This is a genomic window from Streptococcus sp. SN-1, from assembly GCF_041154385.1.
Classification (GTDB): Bacteria; Bacillota; Bacilli; order Lactobacillales; family Streptococcaceae; genus Streptococcus; species Streptococcus mitis_CT.
The window spans coordinates 104,539-124,435 of sequence record NZ_AP028929.1 but is presented as its reverse complement, the minus strand read 5'-3'; the positions used below and the strand labels follow the sequence as shown (position 1 = coordinate 124,435).

Annotated in this window: 18 protein-coding genes and 1 pseudogene; 9 read left to right on the top strand and 10 right to left on the bottom strand. The window is 38.6% G+C overall.

Annotation, left to right across the window (positions count from 1 at the left end):
* Positions 1–117: 117 nt before the first annotated feature.
* From ACAM22_RS00510 to ACAM22_RS00490, 5 genes are all read right to left on the bottom strand, one after another.
* Entirely contained in the window at positions 118–759 is a 642-nt protein-coding gene (locus ACAM22_RS00510) for an ABC transporter ATP-binding protein (RefSeq protein WP_224218115.1), read from the bottom strand.
* Complete coding sequence (locus ACAM22_RS00505) at positions 756–2,864, bottom strand: bacteriocin-associated integral membrane family protein (protein ID WP_224218114.1); 2,109 nt, start codon at positions 2,862–2,864, stop codon at positions 756–758. Before ACAM22_RS00505 ends, ACAM22_RS00510 begins: the two co-directional genes overlap by 4 nt.
* Before the next feature lie 285 nt (positions 2,865–3,149).
* Positions 3,150–3,737 carry a hypothetical protein gene (locus ACAM22_RS00500; protein WP_369606792.1) on the bottom strand — a complete coding sequence of 196 codons (588 nt, stop codon included), beginning with the start codon at positions 3,735–3,737 and terminating at the stop codon, positions 3,150–3,152.
* Between the two features lie 506 nt (positions 3,738–4,243).
* Positions 4,244–4,972 (bottom strand): hypothetical protein, encoded by a 729-nt coding sequence (locus ACAM22_RS00495; protein WP_369606791.1) that lies wholly within the window; start codon positions 4,970–4,972, stop codon positions 4,244–4,246.
* 15 nt (positions 4,973–4,987) lie between these two features.
* On the bottom strand, positions 4,988–5,833 hold the full coding sequence (locus ACAM22_RS00490; protein WP_369606790.1) for an ABC transporter ATP-binding protein: 846 nt from the start codon (positions 5,831–5,833) through the stop codon (positions 4,988–4,990).
* A gap of 180 nt (positions 5,834–6,013) precedes the next feature.
* Here ACAM22_RS00490 and ACAM22_RS00485 point away from each other — a divergent pair, with 180 nt between their 5' ends.
* A complete protein-coding gene (locus ACAM22_RS00485; RefSeq protein WP_369606789.1) occupies positions 6,014–6,877 on the top strand; it encodes a helix-turn-helix domain-containing protein in 864 nt (287 codons plus the stop codon).
* Between the two features lie 50 nt (positions 6,878–6,927).
* Here the strand turns inward: ACAM22_RS00485 and ACAM22_RS00480 are convergent, their stop codons facing one another.
* Positions 6,928–7,548, bottom strand: a complete 621-nt coding sequence (locus ACAM22_RS00480) for a LysM peptidoglycan-binding domain-containing protein (protein ID WP_369606788.1) — start codon at positions 7,546–7,548, stop codon at positions 6,928–6,930.
* Between the two features lie 241 nt (positions 7,549–7,789).
* On the opposite strand from ACAM22_RS00480, the gene sdaAB reads away from it, so the two are divergent.
* Genes sdaAB through ACAM22_RS00465 form a run of 3 tightly spaced genes read left to right on the top strand, consistent with a single transcriptional unit; the run spans position 7,790 to position 9,996 of the window.
* Complete coding sequence (gene sdaAB, locus ACAM22_RS00475) at positions 7,790–8,461, top strand: L-serine ammonia-lyase, iron-sulfur-dependent subunit beta (RefSeq protein WP_000838912.1); 672 nt, start codon at positions 7,790–7,792, stop codon at positions 8,459–8,461.
* An 8-nt stretch (positions 8,462–8,469) separates the two neighbouring features.
* Positions 8,470–9,342 (top strand): L-serine ammonia-lyase, iron-sulfur-dependent, subunit alpha, encoded by an 873-nt coding sequence (gene sdaAA / locus ACAM22_RS00470; protein WP_000500043.1) that lies wholly within the window; start codon positions 8,470–8,472, stop codon positions 9,340–9,342.
* 21 nt (positions 9,343–9,363) lie between these two features.
* Complete coding sequence (locus ACAM22_RS00465; protein WP_369606787.1) at positions 9,364–9,996, top strand: HAD-IA family hydrolase; 633 nt, start codon at positions 9,364–9,366, stop codon at positions 9,994–9,996.
* Positions 9,997–10,112: 116 nt separating this feature from the next.
* Here ACAM22_RS00465 and ACAM22_RS00460 read toward each other — a convergent pair.
* The 3 genes and pseudogenes from ACAM22_RS00460 to ACAM22_RS00450 form a co-directional block, all read right to left on the bottom strand.
* Positions 10,113–11,461 (bottom strand): IS3 family transposase gene (locus tag ACAM22_RS00460; protein ID WP_115262387.1). Its coding sequence is split into 2 segments (ribosomal slippage): positions 10,113–11,020 and positions 11,020–11,461, totalling 1,350 coding nucleotides; the frame shifts between segments, so codons are not numbered across the junction.
* 87 nt (positions 11,462–11,548) lie between these two features.
* Positions 11,549–13,399, bottom strand: coding sequence for a nucleoside-diphosphate sugar epimerase/dehydratase (locus ACAM22_RS00455; protein ID WP_045605200.1), 1,851 nt, complete (start codon positions 13,397–13,399; stop codon positions 11,549–11,551).
* 53 nt (positions 13,400–13,452) lie between these two features.
* Positions 13,453–14,504: pseudogene (locus tag ACAM22_RS00450) on the bottom strand (glycosyltransferase family 2 protein).
* Positions 14,505–14,654: 150 nt separating this feature from the next.
* Between ACAM22_RS00450 and ACAM22_RS00445 the strand changes: the two are divergent.
* The 5 genes from ACAM22_RS00445 (at position 14,655) to ACAM22_RS00425 (ending at position 18,892) form a co-directional block, all read left to right on the top strand.
* Positions 14,655–15,821, top strand: a complete 1,167-nt coding sequence (locus ACAM22_RS00445; RefSeq protein ID WP_024057315.1) for an MFS transporter — start codon at positions 14,655–14,657, stop codon at positions 15,819–15,821.
* A gap of 138 nt (positions 15,822–15,959) precedes the next feature.
* Positions 15,960–16,286 carry a PadR family transcriptional regulator gene (locus tag ACAM22_RS00440; RefSeq protein ID WP_000273858.1) on the top strand — a complete coding sequence of 109 codons (327 nt, stop codon included), beginning with the start codon at positions 15,960–15,962 and terminating at the stop codon, positions 16,284–16,286.
* Positions 16,273–16,866, top strand: coding sequence for a DUF1700 domain-containing protein (locus ACAM22_RS00435; RefSeq protein ID WP_223340155.1), 594 nt, complete (start codon positions 16,273–16,275; stop codon positions 16,864–16,866). The genes ACAM22_RS00440 and ACAM22_RS00435 overlap by 14 nt, the downstream gene beginning before the upstream one ends.
* Positions 16,859–17,770: a DUF4097 family beta strand repeat-containing protein gene (locus ACAM22_RS00430; protein ID WP_369606786.1), complete on the top strand. Its 912-nt coding sequence runs from the start codon at positions 16,859–16,861 to the stop codon at positions 17,768–17,770. The genes ACAM22_RS00435 and ACAM22_RS00430 overlap by 8 nt, the downstream gene beginning before the upstream one ends.
* Before the next feature lie 57 nt (positions 17,771–17,827).
* Positions 17,828–18,892 (top strand): DUF6574 domain-containing protein, encoded by a 1,065-nt coding sequence (locus ACAM22_RS00425; protein ID WP_153192725.1) that lies wholly within the window; start codon positions 17,828–17,830, stop codon positions 18,890–18,892.
* A gap of 70 nt (positions 18,893–18,962) precedes the next feature.
* Here ACAM22_RS00425 and ACAM22_RS00420 read toward each other — a convergent pair whose 3' ends face one another.
* Positions 18,963–19,823 (bottom strand): DUF4299 family protein, encoded by an 861-nt coding sequence (locus tag ACAM22_RS00420; RefSeq protein WP_369606785.1) that lies wholly within the window; start codon positions 19,821–19,823, stop codon positions 18,963–18,965.
* Positions 19,824–19,897 lie beyond the last annotated feature (74 nt).

Below are 19,897 nucleotides of genomic sequence, written 5' to 3'. Positions count from 1 at the left end.
CAATTTGAAACAAAAAAACCTAGAAATACTACATAAAAATGTCATTCCTAGGCGTATTTATGCTATTTCTCTCTGAAAAACATGAGTATTCAGCCAGTCAAAAGGAGCTGAATGAACTCATTTCCCCTCGCCCAATTCAATGATCCGATGACATTGTTGGGCTACATAAGCATCGTGGGTCACGATAATGACTGTTTTCCCCTCTCGATTCATCTCTAAGAGAAACTTCAAGACCAAGTCTCTATTTTCAGGATCCAGAGAACCTGTTGGTTCATCGGCTAAAATCAGCTGGCTGGGTTTTAAGATGGCTCTAGCAACTGCAATTCGTTGTTGCTCCCCACCAGACAACTCGGAGACCTTTTGATGCAAAGTAGCTGACAAACTTACTCTCTCTAAAATCTCTTCCACCTTTTTGAGCTTGTCTTTCTTAGACAATTTCACATATTTCAGTGCCAGCATGAGATTATACTCGACCGTTTCATCATCAATCAGGGCAAAATTTTGAAATAGATAAGAGATATGTTCACGGATTATTGTTTGCGACTTAGCAGAATTGACCGCTAGATTTGTCTGACCAAAAATCTCATACCGTCCGCTGTAATCACCATCTATCAAACCTAATAAATTTAACAAGGTCGACTTGCCACTGCCACTTTTTCCAACGATAGCAACTAAATCCCCCTGATCAATCCTGAGAGACAAGTTATCCAAAATCACTTTTCCTCCAATGGTTTTGGTAATATTTTTCAACTCAATCATAAGATGCCCCCTTTCAATAACTCTGCTAGGCTTCTTTTCTCCATCCTAGAAGCCAAAACTAGCACAAACAGTATATCCAGACATGTAAAACCTGCAAACAGTAGGAATGGCAAGAACGCATGGGCAAAGAAAATCAATACTAGAAGAGGAAGACTATAGCCCAGCAAGAGCAGAACGAGGAGAGGGCGATAGCGATCGACCAGTTTCCACCCCATAAACTTCTTGGTAATGATATCCCTGCGCTTCAACAAGAAAGTGGTAACGAGTAAAAAGTAGGAGACAATCATACTGAGAAGAGCAAATAAGGCAAAAAGAACGTTAAAATTACGAACAGAATCCCGATAGGTATCAACCATCCCCTCTTGAATTGCTTGAATCGATGAAAATTTTAAATAGCTACCATCAGATAAGTTATCGACTAACTCTGTAATCACTTTTTGATTTTGTTCTGTATTTTCAACTTTCATCGGGTTGTTTAAACCTGTCGTTGACAAGTGAGTCTTTTCTTCCCACATCATGTCTTGATCATTTACCAGACTAATGATTGGATTGTGGAGATTTTCCTTTCGCTCATTATTATAAGGGAAGAAAGACCAATCTCCTTCATAGTAAGCAATTTCTACATCCATATCTTCTATTGTTTGCTTTTGCTGATCTTCATACCTCAGAGAAAGATAGGCGATGGATTTTCCCAAGAACTGATTCTTGCCTTCTTGTCCTTTATCACTGGCTGGCATCAAAATAACTTTTTTAGTGCCGGTATCTGGTAACTTGAATCCCTTGCTCTTTAGAAAATTGCTATTAGCATAGTAAACATCTACCTTATCAGGTAGTTGGTAGTTCTGCACTTGTTCAGCTTTGATGACTGGTTTGATAGGAAGACTCGCACTTCGAACATAATTTACTTGTATTTTTGCTAGCAAGTCTTGATAAAATTGATAGAAATAATCTGTAGATTTCCCTGACCCTGCTAGCTCTTCTTGCCACAGGTTATCATTGAGTTTGAAGGTTTCTAAGGTCAGGTAATTGCCTTGGCTTACCCACTGTTTCTGATAAGCAAGTTCTTTGTTTTCTTGTTCTAGACTTCTGCCTACCCCAATCAGTAAGGCCGTCAGTAAAATAGTTGTTCCTATTTTCATCACATAATTGAAGATGAGACCAAGTTTGACAGATGAAAAACCTTTCAACATGGAACTGACTGTCATTTTCTGAATCATCAGGTAGGTCAGCCAACTGATGAACAAATACAACTGTAAAAGCAGAAATTGGGATAAGAGTAAACTTGGGAACAGAAGTTTTGGCCTGTAGTCCAGCACTAAAAATAGTCCCAAGTCAATGACAAGACTTCCACCCAAGAGAAGATAAAAATTAGTCTTTACAAAACCAGCTAAAATCGCCCTGCTTTGAAAACCAAGTAACTTTTGAACCCCCACTCGTTTCATCTCCATCATCGGCTGATAAACTGTCATTAAAATCACAAGCAAGATTGCCAAGATAAAGATAATGATAGATAGTAACAACTCTTGATTTAGCACTCCAACCTGACTTCGGTAAGTGGGTTCTAATAAAATCGTCTTATCTATCTGGAAAAAATCACTCCACTTTTGTAGAATGGTATCGCGATCTATCTCTTTGCTGGAGGTAATCATGTAGCGCCCATTTACAGTATGGGATTTATCCTCAATGTAGGATTGAAAGGTCTGGAGTCGAATGAGTTTCACCTTTAAAAAGGTGGGAATGGTTCCTAGATTATTGGGAAGATCCTGGTTGCTGTAGACCCCCTTCTCATTCTTTGAAAAATCAAGAGAAGTCAGACCGAACTCTTGATAGGGGAAGGTTTCCTTATCAAAAACACCAGCCTTGACGGCCTCATCGCCATTATCTACTTTGATAATAGAGACCTTGTCTTGACTTGCAACCTCTTCAAAAAACTGGAGAATCGTTTCTGTCGGTTTAGTGACATCTTTCAAGTACAAGTCAAATGAATAAGTTGTCTTGCCCATCTCCTGAATCCGCACTATTTCACGTGTAACATTTACATTCAGGACAAAAAACGTAGTACACAGCAAGAGCAGGAGCATACAAAGATGACTGATTTTTTTCATAGAGATACCTCCCGTGAAGAGACGAAAGCGAGATAGGTGCAGGTACTTTTTATTTTTTGCTAGACCTTAAGTAGGTGTAAATAAATCCTGCACTTATAGCCAGAGTTGTCCACCATTTAAAATCAATATGCAAAAGTGAAAAGATTATAAAACTGATGATTAGCGAGGCTAAAATATAAACAATGATTAAAATTTTATTTTTCATAGGAATTGCCTTTCTGAATGAATTCTAGTGTTTACAGCTCATTTGTAAAGTTTACAATAAGCCACTAGGGCAATTGTCAATCAGAATGTCCGTTTATCTGTCAATAATCCGAGAAAATCTTGTCGTTTCAAGTCAGAGAAATGTTTGGTAGAAAGACTTCCTTTTTGAAGTCCATCATCTCTAACCTGTAAATAATAGCTATGTTGGCTTGTTTTAATTGTTAAAAAATCGCCAAATACAAAAAATTTTTTCCAGTTACGAATCTCAAATTCTTTCATCTCTGATTTTGGAATGCGGATAAGTCCTTGCCGCAAATCACGATGATGCTCACTTGTGAAAGTCATCCCATTCCCAAGATTTCTTATCAGTAGTTCATCTGGAGTTACCATCACCAACGCTATTTTAGTTAAGAAAATTTCAACTGTTGGTGGTAAAATCGCCAAATTAAACCAGGGATGTAGGTAACGATAAGCTAAGAAATAGTGAGGCTCCTCACCCAATCCTAGTTGTTTATATAAGGCCTTGACCTCACTATCCAACCTCGTTTCAAAAGACACATCCGAATACTCTTCTTCCTTTCTCTGATTAAAATAACGCATCCAGACTAGGAATCCTATAAAGACTAGGACAAATATTCCTGATAAAAGATATTTTAAATTGTAGTTCATCACTTAACCTCCTGATTAACTACTCTACCTAAAGCAGAAGAATCGTATTTATTTTAAAAATAGTTCCATAACAACTTTAAATAAAACTGGTGACATTGTATCAAGCTAGAATTCTTTCTTTTCTAGTTGCATCATAATTCTTTGCTGAATACAAAGTTAAGGGTACTGTATTTGTTAACGCTTACACAATCCCTGTTTTACCTATATTATAAATCAACATATATAACCTGTCAAATAATTAAAGAAAAATATTAAATATTTTCAAGTAGTTTCAGTCTTGAATACAATCAAGTTGAAAGGAATACCGTGTGGTTTTTGAATTTTTGAAGTTTCATAGGTCAGTTTGTTGGATAATGTTATAAGAAAATTCATGCTCATCAATAGAAGGCTTAATTCCCCTACAATTATCTGTTTACCTCTGTTATACATTCTAATTTTCTCTAGTCAGCGCAACATCTTTTTATTTTTTGCTGGATTTTAAGTCTGCAAAATAATACTAAACGAAACTAAAATGAATACTCCTTACTTTTCTTGAGAGTGAAAAAATACAATAAAATGATTGTAGTGATTACCACAAGATACTGACTAATAGACATCGTATTCGAAGCCACAAATACAGGTAAGGAATAAAAAGGAAGAAGTTCAATTGCTTTGATAAACAAATCATTACTAGTATTCATCATAATCGTATTTAATATATTAGGGATAAAGAGTAGTAAAGCTACTAAAATACCAAATACCAAGCCACTTTTCAATTTGTATAAATAGAAAATGTAAGATAATAGAAAATAAAATAGGACTAACAAAATTGTATTGACTACAATGGCTACTATAAAATCTAATCCTAACTCACCTGGAACACCCAATTTACTTACGATGACTAGTAACACAATACCATTCAAAGCATAGATAATGGAAACTGAGATGGCATATAGAAAATTGGACAAGACATAAATCATCCGATTTTTCTGTTGATTATAAAATAAACTGATCGTATTGTGGGAAAAATCCCTGCTAATAATTCGGTTAGCATGTATAACAGCCATTAACATACCGAGCATAGCATAAAAGTTTGAAATATGCTTAATACCAAGCGATGTCCCTTGAGTCTTTAGAATAAAGAATGTAACCAATATCGGCGGTATAAACGAGATAATCAAACCGAGATATATTACGCCTGATGAATATAAATCCCTTATATTTTCCTTAAGAAAATTCAATTTATTTAATTTCATGATTATAACCTTCCTTTATTTTGAACGATTTAGATAAATATCTTTAAGCGTCTCTTTTTTAGTTTCAAAATCAATTACTTTAATAGAGTTTTCGTTAAAAAATTTAAAAAGCTCACTACTTTGAATATTCCCAGACATAGTAACTCTCAGTCTCTCTTCCTGAACAATATCCCCAAATTCTTGTTTGGTAATGAAAATGTCTCTATCTGTAGCTGATGAGAAAGCTATCTCAAACAAGTAATTATGACTATCTTTTCCTACTTTTTGAAATGTCAAAAGCCCGTTCTCCAAGAAAAGAACTCTCTCACAAATTTCTTCAATATCTTCTAATTTATGACTCGATATTAAAATTCCCACATTTTCATGTAAAGCTAAATTTTTTAGAACCGCTAAAACTATTTGTGATGATTCAATATCTAAACCATTAGTCGGTTCATCTAAAATCAATATATCGGGTTCCGTAACAAGAGTTAGAAGCAAAGCTAATTTTTGTTTTGTACCCAAAGAATAGGTCTTTACTTTTTTATTAATAGACTGAGTCAAATCTAACTCTTGAATCAAACTCCCAAATCTTTCTTGATTGTAGTCAACACCATATAAATTTGACAAATATTTTAAATTCTCTAAACCTGTTTTAGATAAAAATAATTTTGGTTCTTCGATTAAATACCCAACATTATCACTACTTATAATATTCCCTGAAGTCGGTTGGTTATTCTGAACAAGAATTTTCATCAACGTACTCTTGCCAACTCCGTTTCTCCCTACTAGACCAACAATTTCACCCTTATTAAGTGCAAAATTTATATCTTTGAGAATGATTGAATGACCATAATGCTTACTTACATTTATAACTTCCATTTTTTATTCCTCCCTGTATTTTGTATCTACAGTATACCTCTTCTTTATTCTATTTTAAAATTAGTTAACTTTTTTCACACAATATTTTAGTTTTCTTTTTTACTATTCCTGTTATTATGATACAATATTTTTAATAGGATTTTATTCTTTGTTAATTTTTTTCACGAAAAGGAGAAAATTATGCGTTATGATTTCGGGAAAGTATATAAAGAAATACGTGAGTCAAAAGGATTGACCCAAGAAGAGGTCTGTGGAGATATCCTTTCAAGAACCAGCCTATCAAAGATTGAAAGTGGCAAGGTAACTCCCAAATATGAAAATATGGAGTTTCTTCTCCGGCAAATCAATATGAGTTTTGAAGAGTTTGACTATATCTGCCATCTCTATCAACCGAGCCAACGAACAGAAATCATGCAAACCTATCTCAATATGAGCTCAACCCTAGGGACTAGTGAACTCGAAAAACTATTTCAAAAATGCCAAGACTATCTCAAAACCCACCACGACCTGCCCATAGAAGAAATCAGAGATATGTTGGAAATTGTCATTCATATCCGTCAACATGGTACAGAGCAACTGTCAGACCAAGTGAAACAGACTGTCAAAAAACTTTGGGAAAAAATTGAAAAACAAGATACATGGTATGAAAATGATCTAAAAATCCTCAATACCATCCTTTTCAGCTTTCCCATTGATCACCTCCATCTCATTACTGGAAAAATCCTGCAACGCTTGGAAGTCTATAAAAACTACCAACATTTATATGACTTACGAATGGCAATCCTACTCAATCTGTCCACCATTTACTTATACCATCAAGACAAAAACATGTGTCAACAAATCTGCTATACTTTACTAGAGGATGCCAAGAAAAAGAAGCACTACGATAGGCTTGCTATCTGCTATGTCCGTATCGGGATTTGTAGGGATGACGCTAGACTTATCCAAAAAGGGTTCTCCCTTCTGGAGCTGACCGAGGAAACTTCTATGCTGTCTCATCTCAAAAAAGAAGTGGAGAACTATTATCAACCGAAAGAAATATAAAAAGTCGAGGGATTTCCTCGACTTTTTCATATTATTCTGTTCGTTATTTCTTAATACCAGCCGTTGTTAAGCCAGAAGTTTTTAGCGGCTGTCCATGAACCGTAACGTCCTGCAACGTAGGCATCTGCTACACGTTCTTGGTTTTCAGCTGAGTAGTCACCATTCAAGTATGAATCTGTCAATTGGTAACGTCCGATATAACGTCCATTTGTAGCTGTATAGCTACCGCCTGATTCTTTTTGAGCGATCCATTCTTTGGCTTCTGCTTCAGATCCGCTTACAGTTGAAACAACTGTTGCTTCTGCTACTGTTTCGCTTGCTACTGGAGTTTCCTCCTCTACTTCTGTAGTTTCTGCTGCTGGAACTGAAACAGTTTCATCTTGAGCAGCTGGTGCTGCATAAGTCGTTGAAGCTGGTGCTACTGGCGCTGCTGGACCGTCGATAACCAACTCTTGACCAACATAAATCATATGGATGTTGTCAATGTGGTTGTTTTCTGCCAATTTCTCAACTGTTGTGTTGTGAGTTTCAGCGATTTCTGAAAGTGTATCACCTTCTTTAACAGTGTAAGTTGATGATTCTTGAGCAGATACAAATGATGGAGCAAATACTGCAAACAAGGCAGCTACTCCTGCAAGAGTTGTTTTAATCTTTTTAGTTGTTGATTTCATATTTGAAAATTCTCCTTCTTTCTATACTTCTATCATACCCTTTAAATATTACTGTTTCTTGACACTTTTATGTAGAAATATTACAAAATTATTTTTTATTTCCCTAAATAATGTGTTTTTTGTCATAAAAGATACTATTTTTATGCTATTTGAGGTATTAGAAAGGTTTTCGTCCACAATTAAAGTCAAGACCTTTATTCTTTGATATAATAGAGATAAGAATTTTTATAAGGGGAAACTGATGAAATCACTTCGTTTTCAATCTGTCTTTGATATCATCGGACCAGTTATGATTGGCCCATCTAGTAGCCATACCGCTGGTGCTGTTCGTATTGGGAAGATTGTCTCTTCCATTTTTGATGACACTCCGACAGAAGTCGAATTCCAACTATTTAACTCATTTGCCAAAACCTATCGAGGTCACGGAACAGACCTAGCCCTTGTTGCAGGTATTTTGGGCATGGATACAGATGATCCTGAAATCCCAAACAGCCTGGAAATTGCCCACAAGCGTGGTATCAAGATTGTCTGGACTATTCAGAAAGACAGTAATGCTCCTCACCCAAACACCACTAAAATTACCGTCAAAAATGCCCACAAGACCATCAGTGTGACTGGTATTTCTATCGGTGGAGGAAATATTCAGGTAACTGAACTCAATGGCTTTGCCGTCTCTCTCAATATGAATACACCGACTATCATCATTGTTCATCAAGATATTCCAGGTATGATTGCCCTCGTAACAGAGGCACTTTCACGCTATGGTATCAATATCGCCCAGATGAATGTTACTCGTGAAAAAGCTGGTGAAAAAGCTATTATGATTATTGAAGTCGACAGTCGTAACTGTGATGAGGCCATCGAAGAAATTCGAAAAATCCCTCATCTCCATAATGTCAATTTCTTTAAATAGGAGGAAGCATGTTTTATTCTATCAAAGAATTGGTTGAGCAAGCAGATCTGGACTTTCAAGGAAATGTCGCAGAACTCATGATTACAACCGAGTTTGAATTGACCGGTCGCGAACGTGAAGAAGTCCTCCTTCTCATGGAACGCAATCTAGAAGTCATGAAAGCCTCTGTCCAACTTGGCCTCAATGAAAATAAATCTCGTAGTGGCCTGACAGGTGGAGATGCTGCCAAATTGGATCACTACATCAAAAACGGAAAAACCTTGTCAGATTATACGATTCTCTCGGCTGCCCGAAATGCCATCGCAGTCAATGAACACAATGCCAAAATGGGCTTGGTCTGTGCCACTCCGACCGCAGGAAGTGCTGGCTGTCTGCCTTCCGTTCTCACTGCTGCTATTGAAAAATTAGACCTCAGCCACGAGCAACAGCTGGATTTCCTCTTTGCTGCCGGTGCCTTTGGACTAGTCATCGCAAACAATGCCTCTATCTCAGGTGCTGAGGGCGGTTGCCAAGCTGAGGTTGGTTCAGCCTCTGCTATGAGCGCTGCCGCCTTGACTCTAGCTGCAGGAGGAACACCTTATCAGGCCAGTCAGGCCATTGCCTTTGTCATTAAAAATATGCTAGGCCTCATCTGTGACCCTGTTGCCGGCTTGGTTGAAGTTCCCTGTGTCAAGCGCAATGCTATGGGAGCTAGCTTTGCCTTCATCGCAGCAGACATGGCCCTGGCAGGTATCGAATCTAAAATCCCTGTGGATGAAGTTATCGATGCCATGTACCAAGTGGGAGCAAGCATGCCAACTGCCTTTCGTGAAACAGCTGAAGGTGGACTCGCTGCCACACCTACTGGTCGTCGCCTCCAAAAAGAAATTTTCGGAGAATAAGCTTATCAAATAGGAGAAACCATGACCTCTATCTCAGCTATCTTTTTCGATCTGGATGGAACCCTCGTCGACAGTTCTATCGGAATTCACAATGCCTTTACCCATACCTTTAAGGAGCTGGGGGTGCCTAGTCCTGATGTCAAAACGATTCGTGGTTTTATGGGACCGCCCCTTGAAAGTAGTTTTGCGACCTGCCTGCCCAAAGAACAAATTTCTGAGGCTGTGCAGATATACCGTTCCTACTATAAGGAAAAAGGCATCCATGAAGCTCAAATTTTCCCTCAGATTGTAGAATTGCTTCAAGAACTATCCAAGAATTACCCTCTCTACATCACCACTACAAAAAACACTCCAACCGCTCAAGACATGACTAAGAACTTGGGAATCTATCATTTCTTTGCTGGCATTTATGGTTCCAGCCCTGAGGCACCCCATAAGGCAGATGTCATTCGCCAAGCCTTGCAGACACATCAACTAGCACCAGAACAAGCCATCATCATCGGAGATACCAAGTTTGATATGCAGGGGGCTCAAGAAACAGGCATTCAGAAATTAGCTGTCACTTGGGGATTTGGAGAGCAAGCAGACTTGCTAAACTATCATCCTGATTTTATCGCTCACAAACCCATAGAAGTTTTGGAGTATTTTCAATAACATAGACTGGGCGACAACCCAACCCCATTTCAGAAGAAAAGAAAGTAAGTCTCTACATAACAAAACGCATATTACCAAGGTTTTTCTGTACTGACCCCAAAAAGTTAGACAAATAATTATTGAAAGGATTTAGTTCTGTATTGCACAGGACTGAGTCCTTTTAGTTTAACCTTAATTCGTTTGTTGTTGTAGTAATCAATATAGTCTACAATGGCTTGTTCCAATTGCTTAAGCGACTGAAATGACTTCTCATAACCATAAAACATCTCCGATTTCAGAATGCCAAAGAAGGACTCCATCATACCGTTGTCTGGGCTGTTACCCTTGCGCGACATAGATGCTTGAATTCCCTTACTCTCTAGGAACCGATGATAAGAGTCGTGTTGGTATTGCCAACCTTGGTCACTATGGAGAATCGTATCCTCGTAGTGTTTCTCTGTGAAGGCCTGTTCCAACATCGTTTTTACTTGTTCTAAGTTAGGTGAAGTTGAAAGATTATAGGCGATAATTTCGCTATTAAAACCATCTAAAACTGGTGATAAGTAAAGCTTTTGAGTACTTGCTGGAATGGCAAATTCTGTCACATCTGTGTAGCACTTTTCCATTGTTTTAGAGCCTTTAAATTGACGTTGAATGAGATTCTCTGCCTTCTTACCAACATCTCCTTTATGAGAAGAATATTTTCGTTTCTGTCGCACTTTAGCTTGTAAATTGAGTACTTTCATCAAGCGTTGAACTCTTTTCTGATTTACCAGATAACCACGATTTCTTAGTTCTAAATGAATCCGACGATAACCATAATTTCCCTTGTGTTCGATAAAAATGGATTGAATTTCAGCTTTAAGCTCTTGGTCCTTATCTGGTTTGTCTAGTTGTTTCAAGTGATAGTAGTAGGTCGAACGAGCTAGTTTAATGGCTTTTAGAAGAATATCTAACGAAAACTCAGTCATTAATTCTTGAACAATTTCTGTCTTTCTTCTTTCTCTTTTTTCTCCTTCAATCGGAGTTCTCTCAACTTTTTTAGGATGGCATTCTCCGCTCTCAGGTACTCATTTTCTGCTTGAAGACGTTCTAATTCTGTCCTCTCTTCAGGTCTCTTTTTTGGCTTACGTCCCATTTTAGGTACTCTCCCTCTTGTTTTCTCAACAATAGTATACCCATTTTTCTTGTATTGTGCTAGCCAATTAAGAAGTATCGTACGACTTGGGAGGCCGTATTCAAGAGAAACTCTATCTTTAGTCCAGCCTTCATGTAAGACTTTATGAATCATTTCTTGTTTTAAATCAGGAGAATAGTAACGATTTTTTCCTTTTTTGACGAACTCTATTCCGTAACGATCAATCAATTTAATCATATACCTAAGATTAGAATTATTTATCCCAAATTTATTTGAAAGCTTCTCTAAGCTATAGCCTTGTTTTCTAAGTTCATAGATCTGAACTTTATCATCATAAGTTAATTTCATAATAAAAATACCCCAAAAGTTAGATTTTCTCTGTCTAACTTTTGGGGTGCAGTTCATTCAAGACCTAATAATATGCGTTTTTCTTTTTTATTCAACGTGGGTTGTTTGATTGGCAAAGGCGATAATAGCTTGCTTCAACTCATCTCCACTAAGAGTGCGGAACTCTTCAATCTTTTGATCGATTGCTTCTAGAGGCATGACATTAACTTTACCAACGAAAATCTTATCCATAACTTGATTATCAACAAGTTCGGTTGATACCAAGAGTTCTTCGTAGAGTTTTTCGCCTGGGCGGATTCCAACTTCAACAATTGGAATTTCGCTTTCGGTGTGTCCACTTAGAAGGACCATTTTCTTGGCCAAGTCATAAATCTTGACTGGTTTGCCCATATCAAGGATAAAGACTTCTCCATCCTTGGCATAAGCACCAGCATGGATAACCAAACGGCTAGCTTCTGGAATAGTCATAAAGTAACGGGTCATGCGGAAGTCTGTCACCGTTACAGGCCCACCTTCAGCAATCTGGCGTTCAAAGACTGGAATGACACTACCACGGCTACCAAGTACATTCCCAAAACGAACTGCACAGTAGGTTGATTGGCTACGTTGGTTGAAACCAGTGACAATCAACTCAGCCACTCGCTTGGTTGCTCCCATAACATTTGGTGGATTAACCGCCTTATCTGTCGAAATCATAACCATCTTAGGTACTTTGGCTTCATCAACAGCCTTAGCAACATTGTAAGTTCCACGAATGTTATTTTTGAAGGCTTCTTTTGGATTGCGCTCCATCATAGGAACGTGCTTGTGAGCAGCCGCATGATAAACAATAGCTGGCTTGTACTGCTCAAAGACTTGCAAGAGGCGGTCATAGTCTTGAATGTCCGCAATCACAGGTACATAATCAATCCCTTGGAACTTGCGAATCAATTCATGATAAACAAGGTAGATTGAGTTTTCCCCATGACCGAGCAAGACGATACGTTCAGGATTGAAGCGACTAACTTGGCGACAGATTTCAGAACCGATTGAGCCACCAGCACCTGTGACTAAGATTGTCTTACCTGTCAGTTCTGCGCCCAGACGCGATTCATCAAGACGAATTTCCTGACGTCCCAAAAGGTCTGTGATATCAATCTTCTGGAATCCTCCACCTGCTTGGTGAAGTCCCTGAACAACCGTTTCAACCTTAGGCATCTTGTAACATTTGACACCCAGCTTATTACACATCTGCAAGATACGTTCATATTCTGACGGGTCAAGCGACGGAATCGCAACGATAACACGCTCGATTTGATGGCGTTTGGCTAATTCAGGCAGATCATCATATGAACCCAAAACAGGGATTCCACCAAGTTTTTGACCCTTTTTCTTAGAATCCTTGTCCAAAATACCAACAAGTTCTAATTCACTAGTTGGATGTTGGTAACTATCCATAAAGAGAGCTCCACCATCACCGGCACCAATCAAGAAGGTCCGACGGTGTTCTCCATCACCGCTTCCCTTTTTGCGTTTAGAGTAGATTAACTGCCAAGTAATCCGTGGTAATAAAATCAAGAAAGTACTCAACAAGATAAAGAGCACAATAAAACGGATGGAGAAGAGGGGCAAGAAGGCATAGCAGATACTATATGACAAGATACTGCTAGCAGTCACACCAAAAAAGATTTTCATAAAATCCGTAATCTTGCTGTAACGACTAATACTCGCGTTCAACCCCCAAAATCCAATCATCAATTGATAGAACAGGAAGGCCAAACTCGTATAGATAATGTAGTCAACAGGTGCTGGATTAATCAAGCCGTAGAATAAGATATAAGATACAATGATGGAAACCACCATACTCAAAATATCAAATATTCCCCAGAAAACCTGTTTTTGTTGTTTATTTAAAATTTCCACCAGATCAATCACATAATCTGTGAGTTTTTTATTCATAGAAATTTACTCCTCCTTAAAAGAGTTTTACTATATTGTTATTGTAGCATATTTTAATTTATTTGGCTTATTTTTCCAAATAAATAACCGTTCCCTTGTACTCCTTCTTCCATTTAACCCCTCTAATTAAACCTATAATCGTCCCAAGGCCATAAGCAAAGTGAATGGAAAATAAAAGAAAGGGCATCACAATTAGAAATCCATTTTTATGTTTTAATAAAGTCAGAAAAGTGAGCAGTAATAAAAGTAGAAAATAAGCACCTAATTGTAAAGTTATGAATACGAATGTGAATGGTAACAATGCTAGGCTAAACACAAGACTCAAAACAAATAAACAAGGGACATAGTGAAATAGTGATAAACACTTAGGCTGAACATGAGTTGTCAAGCCAATCCACAAACCATTTGAATACTTTTGATGCAGCATTTTCTTGAATGTTGGTCTAATATACTGATAAGATAGAATACTTGGGCTATAACGGATTTTATAACCATGCTCTCGAATTCTATAATGAATATCATTATCTTCAGTTCGGCCAAGTTGCTCATTTACTAAACCGACCTTCTGGAAAACCTCTCGTTTATACATCCCATGAAAAATGGAAGAAACATATCTATCCTCAGAACTATTTCGGTAATTGGCAATACTACTACCAAACATATTTTCCTCGACAAGATGCAAGGTCTCTGCCCATTTTCCCTTTCCTTCAACAATCGTCGGTCTAGGTCCCCCACAGACAGATTCACCTTGTTGAATAACAGCCACATTATTCATTACAAAACTTTCAGTAACTTTTGAATGGGCATCAATTTTTAAAATAAGGTCTCCTACAGAATGTTTAACGCCCAAGTTAAAACCACTAGCTTGATTTTTCTTAGGATTGTTATACAATCTAATTGAGTTAAACTCTGTATCTTCTTTTATAAATTCCTGAATGATAGCTGTGGTCCCATCCGTGGACATAGCATTTATAAATAGAATTTCAATATTTTCTTTAGGATAGGTTTGATTTTTTAAGTCTTCAATTAGACCAGGCAAATATTTTTCTTCATTGTATGCACTGATTACAATGGATACGAGAAGACTTTCAACATTTTGAGTCACTACTACTCTCCTGAATTTTTCCTTCCACTATTTTATCATAATTTTCAAGACTTTCCCATTTTTATCTTGAAAGCCCAAAACCTTACTTGACATTATAAGGAAAAAACCTTAAAATAAGCTGTTATTAAAATCAGCTAGAAGAGGTATTATATGAAAAAGCAATCACTCTTTTTTGTTCCAGGTATTATACTAATTGGTGTTTCCTTGCGGACTCCTTTTACTGTTTTACCCATTATTTTGGGAGATATTTCGCAAGGACTGGGAGTAGAAGTTAGTTCGCTTGGTGTCTTGACCAGCCTTCCTCTCCTCATGTTTACCCTCTTCTCGCTATTTTCTACCCGACTGGCTCAAAAAATCGGCTTGGAGCATCTCTTTACCTATAGCCTTTTCTTCTTGACCATCGGTTCTCTCATTAGACTAATCAATCTGCCTCTGCTCTATCTAGGAACCTTGATGGTTGGGGCAAGTATCGCAGTCATTAATGTTCTGCTTCCTAGTCTTATCCAAGCCAATCAACCAAAGAAAATTGGTTTTCTGACTACCTTATATGTAACCTCTATGGGGATTGCAACGGCTCTGGCCTCCTATCTGGCTGTGCCTATTACACAAGCCAGTTCTTGGAAAGGACTTATCATCCTCCTCACCCTGCTCTGCCTAGCAACTTTTTTGGTCTGGCTGCCTAATCACCGCTATAATCACAGACTGGCTCCACAAACCAAACAAAAAAGCAAAACAAAGGTCATGCATAATAAACAGGTCTGGGCAGTGATTGTCTTTGCAGGTTTTCAATCCTTGCTCTTTTACACCGCTATGACCTGGCTACCTACCATGGCCATCCATGCAGGCCTATCCAGTCACGAAGCTGGCTTGCTAACCTCTATCTTCTCCCTGATTAGCATTCCTTTTTCAATGACTATCCCAAGCCTGACAACCAGCTTGTCTACTCGCAACCGTCAGCTCATGCTCACTCTGGTTTCACTGGCTGGCGTGGTCGGTATTTCCATGCTCTTTTTCCCAATCGGTAATTTCTTTTACTGGCTTGCCATCCATATCCTCATCGGAACCGCGACCAGCGCCCTCTTCCCCTATCTCATGGTCAACTTTTCACTCAAGACAAGCGCCCCTGAAAAGACTGCACAATTGTCTGGTTTATCTCAAACAGGAGGCTATATCCTAGCAGCCTTTGGGCCAACCCTCTTTGGTTACAGTTTTGACCTTTTCCACTCTTGGGTGCCAGCTGTAGCTGCCCTCTTACTCGTCGATATCCTGATGACTGTGGCCCTCTTTACAGTGGACAGAGCTGATAAAATCCTTTAAACTTCTAGTTTTGGCTAGAAGTTTTTTATATATAAAAATTTTACACATTTCTCTTGACAGGGCTTTCATTTAGATGTACAATGTATGTGTAGAAAAATTATATATAAAAATCTTACACATTAGAAAAGGAGGTTCCCCATGTACTTTCCAACATCCTCTGCCTTGATTGAATTTCTCATCTTGGCTGTACTGGAGCAGGATGATTCTTATGGTTATGAGATTAGCCAAACCATTAAGCTGATTGCTAATATCAAAGAATCTACACTCTATCCTATCCTAAAAAAATTGGAAGGCAATAGCTTTCTGACAACCTATTCTAGAGAGTTCCAAGGTCGCATGCGCAAATACTACTCCTTGACAAATGGTGGTATAGAACAGCTCGTGACCCTGAAAGATGAATGGGCACTCTATACAGACACCATTAATGGCATCATAGAAGGGAGTATCCGCCATGACAAGAACTGAATACCTGACTCAGCTAGAACTCTATCTCAAAAAACTGCCTCAGGCTGACCAAATTGAAGCCATGGACTATTTCAGGGAACTCTTTGACGATGCTGGAGTCGAAGGAGAAGAAGAACTCATCGCTAGCTTGGGAACTCCCAAAGAAGCGGCCCACGAAGTTCTCTCCAATCTTCTCGATAAAAAAATCAATGAAGCACCCGCTCAAAAGAATAACCGACAAATTTTGCATATCGCCTTGTTAGCTCTCCTTGCGGCACCCATCGGTATTCCTCTGGGAATCGCCATCCTCGTGTCCCTGTTCGCAATCCTTGTGGCAGCCTTGACTGTCATCTTGGCTTTCTTTGCGGTTTCCATACTTGGTATCATCGGCGGATTCCTATTTTTAGTTGAAAGTTTTACTGTCCTAGCCCAAGCTAAATCAGCCTTTATCTTGATTTTCGGTTCTGGTTTACTGGCTATCGGTGCTTCTTCACTAGTCTTACTAGGTATTTCCTATGTAGCCCGCTTCTTCGGCCTACTCATTATTCGCCTGGTGCAATTTGTTCTCAAAAAAGGAAAGAGAGGTGACCAGCATGCGTAAATGGACAAAAGGATTTCTCATTTTTGGTGTGGTGACTACTATTATCGGATTTATCCTGCTCTTTGTAGGTATCCAATCTGACGGGATCAAGAGCCTACTTGCCATGTCCAAGGAGCCTGTCTATGATAGTCGACTGGAAGAGCTGACATTTGGCAAGGAAGTCGAAAACCTAGAGATTACTCTCCACCAACACGCGCTCACCATCACAGACTCTTTGGATGATCAAATCCACATTTCTTATCATCCATCTCTTTCTGCTAACCATGATCTTATCACAAATCAAAACGATAAAACGCTGAGCCTCACTGATAAGAAACTGTCTGAAACCCCATTTCTATCTTCTGGAATTGGCGGAATTCTCCATATCGCAAGTGGTTACTCTCGTCGTTTTGAAGAAGTTATCCTCCAAGTTCCAAAAGGAAGAAGTCTAAAAGGGATCAACGTGTCAGCCAATCGTGGACAAACCACCATCATAAATGCTAGTCTTGAAAATGCAACTCTCAATACAAATGGCTATCTCCTCCGAATTGAAGGAAGTCGTATCAAAAACAGTAAACTCACAACCCCTAATATCGTCAATATCTTTGATACAGACCTTACAGATAGTCAGCTAGAGTCAACAGAGAAGCACTTCCACGCTGAAAATATTAAAGTATATGGTAAAGTAGAACTATCTTCTAAAAATGCGCTCAGTATCATGCTAACTCAAAAAGAAAGCCAAGAAATTAACTTAGACCTCTCGAGTCACCATGGTCCTATTTATCAGTTATCGAGAGATGAGAGTCAACGCCACCCCAACGAATTAAGCAACCCTTACAAAACTGAAAAAACTGATGCAAAAGGTCAACTCATCGCTAAGGCTGATGATTATATTAGTCTTGAAACTACAGCTAACAGACCTTAATAAACCTATTTATATCGACCACTATGACACATAACCCACTAAAAAGGAGGTTCTACCATGAAACAAGAATGGTTTGAAAGTAATGATTTTGTAAAAACAACAAGCAAGAACAAGCCTGATGAACAAGTCCAAGATGTTGCAGACAAGGCTGAAGAAACTATAGCCGATCTCGATACGCCAATTGAAAAAAATACTCAGTTAGAGAAGGAAGTTTCTCAAGCTGAAGTCGAATTGGAAAGCCAGCAAGAAGAGAAAATTGAAACTCCTGAAGACGGTGAAGCGAGAACAGAAATAGAAGAAAAGAAGGCATCCTATTCTACTGAAGAAGAGTCAGACCTTCCTAGTGAAACCGAAAAAGTCACTATAGCTGAAGAGAGTCAAGAAGCACTTCCTCAGCAAAAACCAACCACGAAAGAGCCCCTTCTTATCAGTAAATCCTTAGAAAGTCCTTACATCCCCGACCAAGCTCCAAAATCGACGGATAGATGGAAAGAGCAAGCGCTTGATTTTTGGTCTTGGCTAGTGGAAGCAATCAAATCTCCTACGAGCAATCTTGAAACAAGTAGCACACACAGTTACACAGCCTTTCTCTTGCTCATTCTGTTTTCTGCATCTTCCTTTTTCTTTAGTATCTACCACATCAAACATGCTTACTATGGACATATAGCAACTATGCATAATCACTTCCCTGAACAATTTGCTTCATTAAATCTCTTTTCGATTATCTCTATCCTAGTAGCAACAACACTCTTCTTCTTTTCATTCCTCTTGGGTAGTTTCGTCGTGAGACGATTTATCCACCAGGAAAAGGACTGGACGCTAGAAAAGGTTCTCCAACAATATAGCCAACTCTTGGCAATTCCAATCTTCCTCACTGCTATTGCTAGTTTCTTTGCCTTCTTTGATAGCCTACGATTTACAGCCCTTTTGTGTGTGATTAGCATTGGAATCATTCTACTTGCCAGTCTCCATATCATTACAAGACCAAGTCAAGCAAGTGAAACCGACTCCTTCTATCAGTTATTCTTGTCTGTCCTTGTGAACGGAGTCATTATCCTCCTCTTCTTTGTAGCTGAAGTGGCACTGATTGGAGATTATCTTCGTATCTTGGCCTTTCTTTAAACTTCAATCCTGTCTTTCATGGCAGGATTTTTTATATGTAAAAAAGCAAGTCGATTGACCTGCTTCTGCTTTACTTTTCTTGTGCTAATGCTTTAAAATCTTTGTCTAAGATGGGTTGCACTTCTAATTGATTGGCATCTAGTTGGTGGTAAAATGCTGATGGTAGTGACTCTGGGAATTTTGCATAGTTCAAGCGGGCAATAGCTTCATAGTCTTCTGGTTTAGAGCCATCTCCTGTGATTTGAACCAAGTCAATCTCCCACTGGACTTCCTTATCCACCAATTGCTCAATATAGGCTGCAGGAACAAATGGTTCTCTCGGCAAAACAGTCTTGACTCCTTGAGCCAGATGGTAAACACCGTGCACTTGGCCTTCTCCATCCTGATAGAAGGAAACTTTTGCAAAGTAGGCATCTGTCTCTTGAACCGCACGCACACGCGCTTCAAACTGAGCCAAGCCATCTTCTTCTAAAAAGCTTTTCAAATCCTCATGACTAAAGAAAACAGGATTAAAAATTCCTTGGCAAATCGTAAAACGAGCTGCAGTGTCTGCTAGATAGGCTTGAATACTTGCTTGGAAATAAGCTTCAAAATCAAAACCATCTAGTCCTTCAATCTCAGTTCCTGTATAAGCAAGCAGGGCATCTAAAAATGACTTGATGATTTCCCAGTCTGTCTTCGTTAGTAGGTCAGGAAGATCAATACGGTAAGCCTTGTGATCATCAGCATAGCTAACTTTAAAGAGAAATTGTGATTGTCCCACTATCGCACACTCGATATACTCAAGACGGCTAAGAGGTTGACGGAGATAGACTGCATCATAGCTATGTGACTCCAAACCATCTAGCAAGGCCAAGATCGACTTGGCAGTCAAAATCTCTTGTTCTCCTAAAATGCTCTGTTTATTTGGAATAAAAAATGTTTTCGTCATAACTGGACTCCTTTGAAATCGTTTACATATAGTATACCCTATTTTCCTGAAAGATACAGAAACAAACTTTAGAT

Bases quoted from the DNA above. Each gene is read 5' to 3' on its own strand.
- ACAM22_RS00510 (WP_224218115.1), bottom strand. From the start codon at position 759: ATGATTGAGTTGAAAAATATTACCAAAACCATTGGAGGAAAAGTGATT.
- ACAM22_RS00505 (WP_224218114.1), bottom strand. From the start codon at position 2,864: ATGAAAAAAATCAGTCATCTTTGTATGCTCCTGCTCTTGCTGTGTACT.
- ACAM22_RS00500 (WP_369606792.1), bottom strand. From the start codon at position 3,737: ATGAACTACAATTTAAAATATCTTTTATCAGGAATATTTGTCCTAGTC.
- ACAM22_RS00495 (WP_369606791.1), bottom strand. From the start codon at position 4,972: ATGAAATTAAATAAATTGAATTTTCTTAAGGAAAATATAAGGGATTTA.
- ACAM22_RS00490 (WP_369606790.1), bottom strand. From the start codon at position 5,833: ATGGAAGTTATAAATGTAAGTAAGCATTATGGTCATTCAATCATTCTC.
- ACAM22_RS00485 (WP_369606789.1), top strand. From the start codon at position 6,014: ATGCGTTATGATTTCGGGAAAGTATATAAAGAAATACGTGAGTCAAAA.
- ACAM22_RS00480 (WP_369606788.1), bottom strand. From the start codon at position 7,548: ATGAAATCAACAACTAAAAAGATTAAAACAACTCTTGCAGGAGTAGCT.
- sdaAB (WP_000838912.1), top strand. From the start codon at position 7,790: ATGAAATCACTTCGTTTTCAATCTGTCTTTGATATCATCGGACCAGTT.
- sdaAA (WP_000500043.1), top strand. From the start codon at position 8,470: ATGTTTTATTCTATCAAAGAATTGGTTGAGCAAGCAGATCTGGACTTT.
- ACAM22_RS00465 (WP_369606787.1), top strand. From the start codon at position 9,364: ATGACCTCTATCTCAGCTATCTTTTTCGATCTGGATGGAACCCTCGTC.
- ACAM22_RS00455 (WP_045605200.1), bottom strand. From the start codon at position 13,399: ATGAATAAAAAACTCACAGATTATGTGATTGATCTGGTGGAAATTTTA.
- ACAM22_RS00445 (WP_024057315.1), top strand. From the start codon at position 14,655: ATGAAAAAGCAATCACTCTTTTTTGTTCCAGGTATTATACTAATTGGT.
- ACAM22_RS00440 (WP_000273858.1), top strand. From the start codon at position 15,960: ATGTACTTTCCAACATCCTCTGCCTTGATTGAATTTCTCATCTTGGCT.
- ACAM22_RS00435 (WP_223340155.1), top strand. From the start codon at position 16,273: ATGACAAGAACTGAATACCTGACTCAGCTAGAACTCTATCTCAAAAAA.
- ACAM22_RS00430 (WP_369606786.1), top strand. From the start codon at position 16,859: ATGCGTAAATGGACAAAAGGATTTCTCATTTTTGGTGTGGTGACTACT.
- ACAM22_RS00425 (WP_153192725.1), top strand. From the start codon at position 17,828: ATGAAACAAGAATGGTTTGAAAGTAATGATTTTGTAAAAACAACAAGC.
- ACAM22_RS00420 (WP_369606785.1), bottom strand. From the start codon at position 19,823: ATGACGAAAACATTTTTTATTCCAAATAAACAGAGCATTTTAGGAGAA.